This window comes from Methylomonas sp. ZR1 (assembly GCF_013141865.1).
Taxonomy (GTDB): Bacteria; Pseudomonadota; Gammaproteobacteria; order Methylococcales; family Methylomonadaceae; genus Methylomonas.
The window spans coordinates 2390539-2403935 of sequence record NZ_RCST01000001.1; the positions used below are offsets into that span (position 1 = coordinate 2390539).

General features: G+C 53.5%; 9 protein-coding genes. 5 read left to right on the forward strand and 4 right to left on the reverse strand.

Annotated elements, in window-relative coordinates; genetic code table 11:
- Positions 1 to 178: 178 nt before the first annotated feature.
- The 3 genes from DDY07_RS10775 to DDY07_RS10785 all read right to left on the reverse strand — a co-directional run bounded on the left by DDY07_RS10775 (position 179) and on the right by DDY07_RS10785 (position 6875).
- Positions 179 to 3445 (reverse strand): EAL domain-containing protein, encoded by a 3267-nt coding sequence (locus DDY07_RS10775; RefSeq protein ID WP_171695888.1) that lies wholly within the window; start codon positions 3443 to 3445, stop codon positions 179 to 181.
- A 24-nt stretch (positions 3446 to 3469) separates the two neighbouring features.
- Complete coding sequence (locus DDY07_RS10780) at positions 3470 to 4099, reverse strand: biliverdin-producing heme oxygenase (protein ID WP_171695889.1); 630 nt, start codon at positions 4097 to 4099, stop codon at positions 3470 to 3472.
- A 118-nt stretch (positions 4100 to 4217) separates the two neighbouring features.
- Positions 4218 to 6875: a bifunctional diguanylate cyclase/phosphodiesterase gene (locus tag DDY07_RS10785; RefSeq protein WP_171695890.1), complete on the reverse strand. Its 2658-nt coding sequence runs from the start codon at positions 6873 to 6875 to the stop codon at positions 4218 to 4220.
- 476 nt (positions 6876 to 7351) lie between these two features.
- Here DDY07_RS10785 and DDY07_RS10790 point away from each other — a divergent pair, with 476 nt between their 5' ends.
- A complete protein-coding gene (locus DDY07_RS10790; RefSeq protein WP_033155319.1) occupies positions 7352 to 7999 on the forward strand; it encodes a DUF2076 domain-containing protein in 648 nt (215 codons plus the stop codon).
- Between the two features lie 313 nt (positions 8000 to 8312).
- On the opposite strand, the gene katG is transcribed toward DDY07_RS10790, so the two are convergent.
- Complete coding sequence (gene katG / locus DDY07_RS10795; RefSeq protein ID WP_171695891.1) at positions 8313 to 10535, reverse strand: catalase/peroxidase HPI; 2223 nt, start codon at positions 10533 to 10535, stop codon at positions 8313 to 8315.
- 284 nt (positions 10536 to 10819) lie between these two features.
- Between katG and DDY07_RS10800 the strand changes: the two genes are divergently transcribed.
- The 4 genes from DDY07_RS10800 (at position 10820) to DDY07_RS10815 (ending at position 13394) form a co-directional block, all read left to right on the forward strand.
- Positions 10820 to 11695, forward strand: a complete 876-nt coding sequence (locus tag DDY07_RS10800) for a LysR substrate-binding domain-containing protein (RefSeq protein ID WP_171695892.1) — start codon at positions 10820 to 10822, stop codon at positions 11693 to 11695.
- Between the two features lie 320 nt (positions 11696 to 12015).
- A complete protein-coding gene (locus tag DDY07_RS10805) occupies positions 12016 to 12297 on the forward strand; it encodes a hypothetical protein (protein ID WP_240618122.1) in 282 nt (93 codons plus the stop codon).
- A 37-nt stretch (positions 12298 to 12334) separates the two neighbouring features.
- Complete coding sequence (gene hemP / locus DDY07_RS10810) at positions 12335 to 12526, forward strand: hemin uptake protein HemP (protein WP_033155322.1); 192 nt, start codon at positions 12335 to 12337, stop codon at positions 12524 to 12526.
- Positions 12527 to 12608: 82 nt separating this feature from the next.
- A complete protein-coding gene (locus tag DDY07_RS10815; protein ID WP_171695893.1) occupies positions 12609 to 13394 on the forward strand; it encodes an energy transducer TonB in 786 nt (261 codons plus the stop codon).
- The last annotated feature ends 3 nt before the right edge of the window (positions 13395 to 13397 follow it).

Consider the following 13397-nt stretch of genomic DNA (forward strand, 5'->3'; position numbering starts at 1 on the left):
CTTTTGCTCCCCGGATCGCTTGGCAAAAAAACCGCGATTCTACAGATAAGTATTTGCTGTGGGAATTTTTTGACCGGTATATGCCAGGTCCGACTCTAGGAATGATGGTTAGACTCGCCGCAAAACCAAAATCAAAGAAGCCAGCATTACGGAAGCTCTAATCACATCCGCCGGCGGGCTAAACTTGTTCATCCCCTGAGGGTAACAAGCGTTCAAAGCTATCTAACGGTAAGGGTTTACTGTAGAGATAGCCTTGAAATGTATGGCAGCCATGGTTTTCCAGAAAACTACGTTGCTCTTCGGTTTCCACCCCTTCGGCTATGACGTCCAAACCCAGATTATTGGCCATAGCAATAATCGTTTGGACGATCACGGTATCGTCCGGATCGATAGAAATATCTCTTACAAAGCTTTGATCAATCTTCAATTGATCGATGGGCAGTTTTCTGAGATTAGATAACGAGGAATTCCCGGTGCCGAAATCATCCATTGAAAAGCGCACGCCAATTTCTCCTAACGCATGCATTTTACGGATGGTCTCATCAATATCGTCCAGCACCAGACTTTCAGTTAACTCCAACTTCAAGCGATTGGGATTGATATCGCTCTCTCGAATGATTTGCCGCACCACGTCGACGAAATCAGTTTGCCTAAACTGCCGCGCACTGACATTTGCAGCCAGTTGCAAATGTTGAGTATGTGTGCTGCTTTCCCAAATCTTCAGCTGCCGGCAAACGGTTTCCAGTACCCAACGGCCTATCGGCACAATCAAACCAATATCCTCGGCCAAGGGTATAAACTCAGCCGGTGAAATCAAGCCGCGTTCGGGATGTTGAAAACGGATTAAGACTTCAGCACCGATAATATCCAAACCCTGCGAGACTTGCGGCTGATAATACAGTTGGAATTGCTTATTCGCTAAAGCACCGTGTAAATCCGCCTCCAATTTGACCCGCGCATTAATACTGGCCTGCATGGCCGGGTCGAAGAAACGTATGGTATTCCGCCCGGCTTTTTTGGCCTGGTACATGGCAATATCGGCTTGTTTCAGCAAGCTCTCGATGTCCGAATCCTGGTCGTTGAATAACACCGCGCCGATACTGGGCGAATTGCGATATTCGTGGTCGGCCAGTCGGTAGGTTTGCGTCAAGGCAGTAAGGATTTTATTCGCTATCACTTCGGTCTGCGCGCCGGCATCCAGCACTTCATCGCTCAGATCGGTCAACATCACCACAAATTCGTCCCCGCCCAGCCGCGAAACCGTGTCGCCTTCGCGCACGCAGGCCACCAAACGTTGTGCCACCAATTGCAACAATAAATCACCCATGTCGTGACCGAGGGTGTCGTTTAAGGTTTTGAAATTGTCCAAATCGATAAACAGGATGGCCCCCTCCCGCCCGCTACGCGCACTGGCAATCAGCGCTCGTTTCAAACGATCTTGCAGTAATCGGCGATTCGGCAAACCGGTCAACGGGTCATAAAACGCCAAGCGCTCAATTTCCTCGGCAGCGGCTTTAATCGAGGTAATATCTACAAACGTGGCCACATAATTTTTAATGCAACCCGTCGGGTCTTTCACCGTACTGACGGCCAAATGCATGGGAAACACCGCACCGTCCTTGCGTTTACTAGAAATCTCACCTTCCCAGACCCCTGAGTTATTGACCCTTTCCCACATCTCCTCGTAATAGACCAGACCCTGCAAATCCAATTCCAATACCCGCGGATTCTTGCCTACTACTTCCTCGCTGAGGTAACCGGTAATACGGGTAAACGCCTGGTTTACCCGCAGTATCAAGCGATTCTCGTCCAAAACCACGATGCCTTCCTGCGACTCGAAAGCGGTAGCGGCAATCCGCAGCTCAGCGTCCAATAACTGCTGCTGTCTCAGCGCGTGCTCCAACCGGCTTTTTTGTGCCAGGCCCTCAGGCAAGGTCATCGCCAACATCCCGGCAATGTCAATTTGCACACGCGACCAAGGCTCGCTGCGACCCCGCCATAATTCCGTCCACATTTCAAATGACTTACGCGGTGTCAGTTGGTAGTTTCCGCTTTTGTCCATCACCAAGCCTTTCTCGGCCTTGCCCGCCCAGCTTACGGTGCGCGGCTTTTCCTGTCTGAACCAAACTATGACATTGCGCATATCGCCGGGCAACGGTGTGGTCAATATCCCTGAGGCTATTTCCTGGTATTTTTCTGCCTGTACAAAATCATTGGCAAGATGATCAGAACTAAATATCTGGCCGCTGGCTTGTTGGCCCAGCCAGAGCAATAATGCCCCTAGATCTGCAGGCTTCAACACCTCGCCGTAAACATGCCGCTTACCTTCCACCACAGCTAATATCCCGGTTGCATCCAGCAACGCCATCAATGGCGGTAGTAACCTTTGCAGGACCCGTTGCTCGTGATCGGTAAAAATATAATTCAGCAACTCACCGATCACATGGTTAGCGCTGGCAACGCAGTCGTACTGCTCCAAGGCCTCAATCGAGGATAATTTCGACGACACCATCCGGCTTATAAACGTCACCGCTTCGCGTTGGGCAATCGACACACGTTTTGCCGTGAAGTGATGACAAGCTATCAATCCCCACAATCGGCCGTTTTGCAGCAAAGAAATCACCATCGACCCCTGCACACCGATATTGCGCAAATACTGGATATGTATCGGCGACAGGCAACGCAACGCCGAGTAACTCATATCCAGCGGCCGCTCGGTTACGGGATTGAGGCCAGGTAAAATGGGCACCGGCTCGGCATCAATATCGGCAACCAAGCGTACCAGATTACTCGTATAAAGCCGCCGCGCTTGTGGCGGAATGTCACTGGCCGGAAAGTGCAACCCAAGGTAGGACGGCGCATGATCCACGCTATTTTGGCTGATCACTTGACCGTTCCAATTAGAGTCAAACCGATAGATCATCACGCTATCGTAGCCGCTCATCCGCCGCACCAACAGCGCGACATCATCGAAATAGCGCGAGAAATCGCTATTCGCGTCGTATCGCAGCAATGATTCCTGCATTTGCATCAGAAATTCGGACAATCGCCCTTCCTGGTCGGCGTCGTGATCAGGCACAAGCTCCAACACAAATAGCCCGTCACTGACATAAGCGTGGGCCTGTAGCTCAAGAGAGCCGCGGCGTTGAGGAATGCTGAGTTTCCCGGCGGCCGTATTTTTACGCTGCGCCGATTGAAACATTTGCTCGATTTGTCCGGTAATTTTTTCGCCGACCAGTTCCTGAAGCGGTTTGCGGCACACCTCGCCGGTCACTTCGCTGAAAAATTCGCTAACGTTGGCACTGGCCTGCAATACCGTGTAAGGCCGATCAGCGCTCAAAACCAACAAGGCGCCATGCGGCTGAATCTGCCCGATTTGGTGAATGGGTTCTGCCGCGCACTTTTCCAGGGCCTGTTGCAACGCCTGTTGATCAATATCATCCATTAGACCGGGCGGAGAACGTGTAACTTACGAATAGGCATAATCATCCAACACCTGAATAAAAAATTGAAAAGTTTGGCAGGCCGCGTGCTCGGCAGCCGAACGCTGGTCATCGTCACCGGCAAGGTTTTCCGCAAACCGCAGAAAATCTTGCCACATAGGCCCGGTGTTCTGACCATAACCGCGGAAAAAGCAAGCGCCGGCTTCGCCATTTAAACCGTGGTAGGCCTCAAGGCTACGCGAAATAAGCTGTCCACCCAACATCGATCCCTCTATCACGTATAAAACCCCGGTATATTCACCCATGCTGGCTACCTGCGGTGCCGGCAGATTTTGCGCCATGTTGCATTCCTTAAGCGGGTCTATCCCCAAAAACGCCAAATCGCGGCAAATCCAAGGCAGCTTAAGGCGTTGAGAATAGTCGAATTGACAGTCTTGAGAAGACTGAAAGGCAATTAACCGCTGTTCCAAAGCCTGATAGAGATGGTAGTAAGCGGACAGCAGCTTTCGGTATTTAGCCAGCGAATAGTCTGGTTGGGTGATTCCGACCAGCAAACTGTGCTGATTTAAGCGGTTGTGATAGTCATTGCTTGCGCCTTTTAACGCCTCGCGGACTGCCAGCCGGGAATTGTGCGGATGTGTATCGGACGATTTCATTCGGAGCCCCGGCAAAGCCAATTTAGAAAAAAATGGCAGTAAACAGGAATATACCAACAATTCCGCGAAAGGCCAGGTGCATGCCTGATAGCCGGAGCGGCTACATTGACAGGCTGGGTTAGCACTTGGGCAAACGCCGACTCCAGGCCATAAACTCGTCTATCGGCACCGGCTTGCTGAACAAAAATCCCTGACAGGCGTGACAGCCGTGCTGTTCCAGAAACAAGCGCTGCGCTTCGGTTTCGACGCCTTCGGCAATGACTTCTATCCCCAGATTATGGGCCATGCCGATGATGGTTTGCACGATCACCGCATCACTGGTTTTGATACCAATGTTATGCACAAAGGAACGGTCAATTTTTAACTGGTCGAACGGCAACTGCGTCAGATAGGAAAACGACGAGTATCCGGTCCCGAAGTCGTCCAACGAAAAGCGCACGCCCATCTCTCGGAGCGCGTGCATTTTAGAGATGGTGTCGTTGATATTCTCAAGGACCAGACTTTCGGTCAGTTCCAGTTCCAGCAAGTCCGGGTTAACGCCATGGCTATCCAGCGTCCGCCGCACCTGCTCGACAAAATCTGCCGCTCTAAACTGGCGCGCACTGACATTAACGGCTAGCCGAAATTGCCGCGAACGCGCATGCTGCTCCCACTGCTTCAGTTGCGTGCAGGCGGCTTCCAACACGCACTGGCCAATCGGCAAAATCAAACTGGTTTTTTCCGCCAAGGCAATAAACTCCAACGGCGATACCAGCCCGCGTTGCGGATGCTGCCAACGCAACAGCGCCTCGGCGCCCACTACTTGGTGGTTTCGGTAGATCTGCGCTTGAAAATACAGCTTGAACTGATTTTGAGACAGCGCAAGGCGCAGATCTTTTTCCAACTCGGCTCGGGCAGTCGCCAGCGCCTGCATGCTCGGGTCGAAGAAACGCACAGCATTACGCCCGGCCATTTTGGCTTGATACATAGCAAGATCGGCGTGCCGGAGTAGGTCCTCCGCAAGCTCGTGATCACGGTACAAGCGAATGCCGATACTGGCCGAACAATGGAACTCATAGCCGTTTATGTCATAAGGATGAGCCAACGCATCCAGCAATTTTTCGCCGACTTGCTTGGTTTGCATGGCGGCAAGCTCGACATCGGCGCTCAAATCTGAGAGCAACACCAAAAACTCATCCCCACCCAGACGGCCGACGATGTCGCATTCGCGCACGCTAGTACGTAAACGCCGCGCCACCTCTATCAATAATTGGTCACCGGCCTCATGGCCGCGCGTGTCGTTAAGCGTCTTGAAGTTATCCAGGTCCAAGAACAGGATGGCGCCATACAAGCCGTTGCGGGCGCCGGCAACCAACTCCTGGCCCAAGCGGTCTTGCAGCAAACGCCGGTTAGGCAAATGGGTTAAAGGATCGTAATAGGCCAAACGGTGGATTTCCGCCACCGCGTCCTTGTTCTCGGTAATATCCGAAAATGTACCGACGTAATGAGTAATGCGGCCATCGGGCGCGACTACGGCGGCAATGGTCAGCCATTGCGCAACAATCAGGCCATTCTTATGCCGATTCCAGATTTCACCTTGCCAGTGGCCGGTTTCCTGTAATGAAGTCCACATGGCGGTAAAAAACCCCTTGTCGTGCCGACCGGAGTTGAGCATCTGCGGCGTTTGCCCCATTACTTCTTGCGCTTCGTAGCCGGTCAGCGCGGTAAAAGCTCGATTCACCCGCAGGATTATCGCGTCCGGGGAGGTGACGATCATCGCCGCCTGCGATTCGAAGGCGATGGCGCTGATACGCAGCATTTCTTCCGCCTGTTTACGCTCGCTGATGTCCCGAATAATCGCAATACCGCCAACAATCTTGCCGGCGCCGTCGCGGGACGGCGCGCAGCTCATGTCTATCACTATGCCGGCGGCATCCGGCGCCGGCCTGAAATTGCCTTCATAACTCACCTTTTCACCGTTCAACGCCTGATGCAAAGCGGCAAGTATTGAACCGTCGTTAAAACCCTTAATATCCAATCCGACCACGTTATCGACGGTATTCTGCAAAATAGCGGCAAACGGTTCGTTGCAGTAAGTGACGATCAGGTCGGTGTCGTAATGAAAAATTCCGATGGGCGAATGTTTCAGCAACAAGCGATAGCGCTGCTCGCTGATACGCATGGCCTCTTCTCTTTCCGCGGCGTCGAGATGCAAGACAATATTCTCGGTGATGCTTCGATTGATACGACGCAAGCTGATCACCATGAAGCACAGGTATAAAAACCCTGCCACGCTCATCGCCACAAACAACCCATTGCCGGACATGAACAAGCGGACAATGATGGGCAGCAGCGAGCTCAAAGAAAATAGCACCGCACTAAGCAGATCGGCGGAAAAAGCCACCACGCCGCCGGCGGACAAGCCTGCCAGCATGAAAACCAAAAAGAGTTGGTGCTGCGAACTGTTGGCCGGGAACATCAGAAAACCGGCCGCTCCCCACACCAAGCCCACGGCCAGCACCCCAATCCGAAACCTTTTCATCCAGAACCGAGTGCTTTCGCCCACTTCCGGCGCGGCGGACCGATAAGCCTTGACCAGCAAAGTGCGGGAAACCGCCACCAACACAATCAGCGTCAACCAACTGAGCACCACATGAGCCGCAATCATGTCGCGCTGCATATAAGCCAAAATAGCCGCCAGTAGCGTACTGCTGATCAATGACACATTGCTTGCTGCAAACAGTTGCCGAAGCTGTGCCGCTTGAATTGCTGCTTGTTTGTTCGGGTTACTGATCACGTATGATTTAGCGGCCGGCTACTAACTAACGACTGAAGTGGGTTTGAAACGACTAGCGAAGCACTCTGGATTGTACGCTAACCGGACTAACAGGCAATGCTGTTTTTGGCTGGCTGCTTTAACCGAGCCCTAGTAACCGCCCTTACAATTTTGGTTTTATGATGCCCTACCCCCGACCCTTTCCCGGAAAGTGCGAGAACCCATATTCCGAAATTTGCAATGCCAAAGATAAAGCAGCAATTGCAGCACCAGGCGCCGAAGCATAGTCTATCGCGCCGTTGGAACAGGACCGGCAGTGATTGAATACGTTGCCCTTTGCTGCTAGAAAGAAGCAATTTACGCCATCAACTATTTCACCCGGACTATTGAAACTTCCTAAACCACACCCAACTGTTAAAGAAACTTTGCAGCGATTTTGCAGTCTTTGCCCATGCCGGCGTTTAGCCGGGTTATATCTTCACGATAGGAGTTATTGAATGAATTCACAGGAACGCAACCAGCTCAGCCAGTTTCTGAATCAACTGAACGAAGTAAAGCTCACCCAAAAAGATGCCGAAGCCGAAGCGTTGATTAGAGATGCGGTGGCCAAACAACCCGATGCCGCTTATCTGCTGGTGCAACGCGCCTTGTTGCAGGATCAAGCTTTGACTGCGGCTAAAGCACAAATCGCCGAGTTGCAAAATCAATTGCAAGCCGGTGCAAACCCACAACGTGGCGGGTTCCTGGGCAACGATCCGTGGGCTCAACCTGCCAACAATAGCGGAGCGGTGCCCGGTGCCGGTAATTATCAAATGCCGCGCGGCGCCGCTCCCGCGCAAGCGCCCGGCTTCTTCGGTGGTGGTGGCGGTAGTTTTTTAGGTAATGTCGCAACCACGGCAGCGGGCGTCGTCGCCGGTTCGTTTTTGTTCCAAGGCATCGAAAGTCTAATGGGTCATCACGGCTCCAGCGCCTGGGGCCAGCAAGCAATGGGCGAACACAGCGGCCTTCAGGAACAGACAGTAGTCAACAACTATTACGGCGACGATGCCATCCAGCAAGCCAACTTGGATAATAGTGACGATTTTTCACTTAGCGACGCAGATTACAGCGTGCCGGACGACAGCGACGATTCCGACTGGATTTGATTCACTTTGAGTTCTCCCCCTTTGGGCAGTCTTCGAACTGCCCTTTTTTTGACTTTTCTCTGTGAGGGACCCTGGCACCACTTGGCACAAGCCGAGGTGTTTGCGGGTTGCCACCAGCCTGGTATTAACCCGACGCAGAAAACCGTTCCCCCCATCGAAGAACACAGCAGCCACGGCTTTGAAGGGCTCAGCCCAAACAGCATACCCGTGACAACTAGGACCGGGTTAATAAGTTGACGATGAAAGGCATTTTTTGCGCAAGGCAGCCAACTTGACCCAAGTTCGGCCAAATTGGATACCTTGCAAGCCAAGCTCAGCGCTTATCGAATCGATCCAAATCCATCACTTTGGCCCAGGCATTGGCAAAATCCTGCACGAACTTTTCCTTGCCGTCTGCCGAGGCATAGACTTCCGCTACCGCCCGTAGCTCGGAGTGGGAACCGAAGATCAAATCCACTGGTGTGGCAGTCCATTTAACTTGATCGCTGGCCCGATCCCGTCCTTCGTAAATGCCTTCAGTAGCTGACTTGGTCCATTTCGTGGACATATCGAGCAGATTAACGAAGAAATCGTTACTGAGCGTGCCCGGACGACTGGTGAACACCCCGTGTTTGGCATGGCCGGCGTTCGCATCCAAAGCCCGCATGCCGCCCACCAACACCGTCATTTCCGGCACGCTCAAGGTCAGAAAATTCGCGCGTTCGACTAGCATTTCCGCAGGCGAATGCGCATTATCTTTGCCAAAGTAATTTCGGAAACCGTCAGCTTTGGGCTCCAGCACCGCGACAGAATTGACGTCGGTTTGCTCTTGCGCCGCATCCATCCGCCCCGGTTTGAACGGCACTTGCACCTTATAACCGGCTTTTTTGGCCGCCTCCTCCACCGCTGCCGAACCGCCCAGCACGATCACATCGGCCAGCGACACTTTTTTACCGCCTTTCAAGGAACGGTTGAATTCGGTTTGCACCGCTTCCAGTTTTGCCAGCACTTTGGCCAGCTCAGCGGGATCATTGACCTCCCAGTCTTTTTGCGGCGCTAACCGAATCCGCGCACCATTGGCTCCGCCGCGCATGTCGGTGCCACGGAACGTGACTGCCGAGGCCCAGGCCGTTTTCACCAACTCGGGAATCGTCAGATCCGCAGCCAAGATGGCTGATTTCAATTTGCCGGCATCCTTGGCGTCAATCAATTTGTGATCAACTTTGGGAATAGGGTCCTGCCAGACGAAGTCTTCGGCCGGTACTTCCGCACCGATATAGCGGGCTTTGGGCCCCATGTCGCGGTGGGTCAGCTTGAACCAGGCCTTGGCGAAGGCCGCCTCGAATTCTTTTGGATTATCCAAAAAGCGTTTGGAAATTTTTTGGTAATCCGGGTCCATTTTCAAAGCAATATCGGTAGTAAACATGATCGGCGGATGGCGTTTGCTCTGGTCGTGTGCGTCCGGTACAAAGTTATCGCCTTTGCCGTCTTTAGGTATCCATTGCGTGGCACCGGCCGGACTTTTGCTTTGTTGCCACTCGAAGGTGTATAGCCAGGTCAGATAATCGTGGGTCCAGCGCGTAGGGTTGGTCGACCAGGCGCCTTCCAGGCCGCTACTGACGGTATCGACGCCGTTGCCGGCACCGCATTTATTCGCCCAGCCCAAACCTTGCTCTTCAATACCGGCAGCGGCAGGTTCTTTGCCCACGCATTCGTCAGGTTTATGGGCACCGTGCGCCTTGCCGAAGGTATGGCCGCCGGCGATCAGGGCCACGGTTTCCTCGTCGTTCATCGCCATCCGGCCGAATGCTTCGCGGATATGTTTGGCCGCGGCCAAGGGGTCCGGATTGCCGCCAGGTCCTTCCGGGTTGACATAGATCAGACCCATTTGCACCGCCGCCAAGGGTTTCGCCAGCTCACCTTTGCCGTCGTGACGCTCGTCGGCCAAAAATTTCTTTTCCGTGCCCCAATTGACCACTTCAGCTTCCCAATCATCGGCGCGACCACCGGCAAAACCCAGAGTCTTGAAGCCCATATCTTCCAAGGCCACATTGCCCGCCAGCACCATCAGGTCGGCCCAGGACAATTTGGCGCCATACTTTTGTTTGACCGGCCACAATAGACGGCGGGCTTTGTCCAGATTGACGTTGTCCGGCCAGCTGTTTAGCGGCTCAAAGCGTTGTTGACCGCCGGACGCACCGCCGCGACCGTCGAAGATGCGATATACGCCGGCACTATGCCAGGCCATGCGAATGAAAAACGGCCCGTAGTTGCCGTAATCCGCCGGCCACCAGGGTTGTGAGGTATGTAGCACGCCGGCGATGTCTGCTTTCACGGTTTTCAAGTCCAGGGTTTTGAATTGCTCGGCATAATTGAAGGCTTTGCCCAAGGGGTTGGATTCGGCGGCGTTCTGGCGCAACGGTTGTAGATTCAGTTGCTCCGGCCACCAGAAGCTGTTCATGGTCGGTTCCGGCTCGGCCTGCACCGGTGTGGCGGTCAATGCCGCTGATATGGCTAGTGCCAATGTGGAAGCCAGGAAAAATTGTTTGCTTGTCATGGTGCACCTCTGTTCCTTGTTGTGATTTAAGATAAAAACCAGCCGTTGTTTTTTTCGTTTTAAAGACCGCACGGGATTAACTGTAGCGGCATTTAGTTGTAACGGCACCCTATCCCTTCAGAAAACGGGTTCGGTGGACATATTCAACGGGAGATTGGCCGCAAACTGAAATTGATTTCTTCGATGGACCGATAGGCCAAGTCAATAATAGGCGCTTCCGAGCTGGTATGATTCCGGTCCGGGTGCGCTTTCGGAATACTTAACTCAACAGCGGATAACAGTCGATGAACTTGCGGGATTTAAGCTACCTAGTGGCCGTAGCGGAATTGAAGAACTTCAGCCAAGCGGCTGAGCATTGTTCGATTAGCCAGCCGACGTTGAGCACGCAGATTAAGAAACTTGAGGATTATTTAGGCGTGGATTTATTCCTGCGCGAAAAAAATGCGGTGGAAACTACCGAAATTTGCCGGGAAATTTTACCGATCGCCCGCCGCATACTTGACGATGCGCGCTCCATTCGCCAAATCGCCGCCCACGCCAGTGATCGGCATCGCAACATGCTGTCGTTAGGAGCGTTTCCTTCGCTGGCAAGTTACGTGTTGCCGGAGTACGTATTTCGCATCAAGCAGCATTACCCCGAGCTGAAACTGCAACTGGTCGAGGAAAAAACCAACGCAATCGTCGCCCTACTGCTCGACAAAAAGCTGGATGCTGCCTTGCTAGCCTTGCCTGTCGAACAGGCGAGTTTGGAATGTCGAACCCTATTCGAAGACCCTTTCACCCTGGCGGTGTGCGCCGATCATCCCCTTGCCGAGCAGGCAGAAATTGACCTGAACACGGTGGCCAAAGAAAATCTGCTGTTGCTGGACGAGGGCCATTGTTTGCGGGATCAGGCACTAAAATTATGCCATCCGTCGCGCTTTGTGGAGCACGACTTCCGGGCATCCAGCCTGGAAACCTTGCGTTTCATGGTCAAAAACGGCGTCGGCGTGACACTGATGCCTTCGGTCGCCGTGCAGCCGGACGATCATGACATTCGTTATATCACCATCCGCCAGCGGCCCAGCCGGCAAATCGCGCTGGTCTGGATCAAAAATCATCCCCGTAGCGAACTCCTGGAAACGCTGGCCGGACTACTGGCTTACAAACCACTGCCCTAAAGCTGCAAAAAGCCGAAGCCACGCTATCAGCCTGACCAAGGATGGCGACTTCCGCTGCCATTTGCAGTCATATTCTCAAATCATTTACCACAAACAAAACACCTCTATCGTCTTCCCCACCCCATTGGCCCTGCCAATTGCTTCCCGACAAATTCCCAAACCACCCACAGCAAAATACTTTTGCTTGACATATAGATGATAATCATTATCATTTGTATCCGACAGTCATCTCTCGTGCTGTCATTGCCGCACCTGCACAGCCTCCTAAGTTATCCAGTGTGCGGCAATTTAACTTATAACTTATGCAACCCGAGGTCATCATGTTTGAAGACAACTCTATCGGCGCACCGAGAAGCCGCGATGTGGCGCAAATTCATGCCGCGACCTGCGTGTTAATGACCCAATTCATCAACGGCCATCACAACCCCAAGCTGGCACATCTCATCGTGCAGCAATTGGGGCGCCTGCTAAGCCACCCGGAACTGGCACATAGCGCCTCCAGCCGCGATATGTACCTACAATTGCTGGAACACTGGCAAACCGTTACCAACCTGTTATTAGAGCGAAAAGCGGCTCGCCAGCAGCCGGCAACGGCGCATTGAGCGGGTTTGGCATTTATTCGTCATCATTTTTAGTCCTATGAAAAATCCGTCTAACCCAGTGCGACTTAGCCCGTCAACCGCCGACACGCCGCCGGAAATACCGCAAGCCAGGCAGCGGGTGAATAGCCGTTTATTGTTCGGCACCCAAAACGAAATTGTCATCGAACATCAAGGCGACGAGTACCGCCTGCGCATTACCAGTAACGGCAAACTAATTTTGACCAAGTAAACCGCAACACCCGACAACACCAGCCAGCCAACCTCAGGGTAGCCAGCCAATCGTTTTCAGATCAGTTAATCGAGAGGCCTGTATGTTACCGACCGCCAGTTTCCGCCAGCTTGCCTGCCTGGCCCCCATGCGCCTCGTAGCCAGCGAAGGGCCATATAAATCGATAGCCACAATACAAAAAGCCGAATATAACGAACGCGGCCTGGGCTTGCTCATCGCGCTCGGCCTGCATTTAGCCTGGTTTGGCCTGATGCCGAACAGCGAGAAACCGCAGCCCGTCACCCCGCCGCAACCCATCATGGTGCAGTGGATCGGCGACGCACAAACTCAGCAAGCCCCCGCCAAACCGCCGGTGCAGCAAGCCCAGCAACCGGTTGAAAAAGCCGTCAGCAAACCGAAAACTCCGCCCAAACCGGTTAAAAAACCGAATCTCGTATCGACCGCCAGCCAAGCGCCGACGGCAATCGCCGCGCCAGAGCCAACGCCGGAACCACCGCGCGCTGAACCTACACCAACGGCCGCTACCGCAGCACCTGCTCCGGCACCCAGTTCTACCAGCACCAGCGAAGCGTCGTCGGCGCCAATGACCTTGCCCAACCTGAATGCCGACTACTTGAACAACCCGGCCCCGGCCTATCCCAGCGCATCTCGGCAACTCGGCGAGCAAGGCAAGGTGTTGTTGCGGGTACTGGTCAATACCGACGGCGCGGTCGAACAAGTCACGCTACGTAAATCCAGCGGCTACGAGCGCCTGGATCAAGCCGCCCAGGAAACTGTCCAAAAATGGCGTTTCGTCCCCGCCCGCCGCGGCGAACAGGTGGTTTCCGCCTGGGTCGTGGTTCCCGTTTCATTCTCTCTCGAAGGATAAATC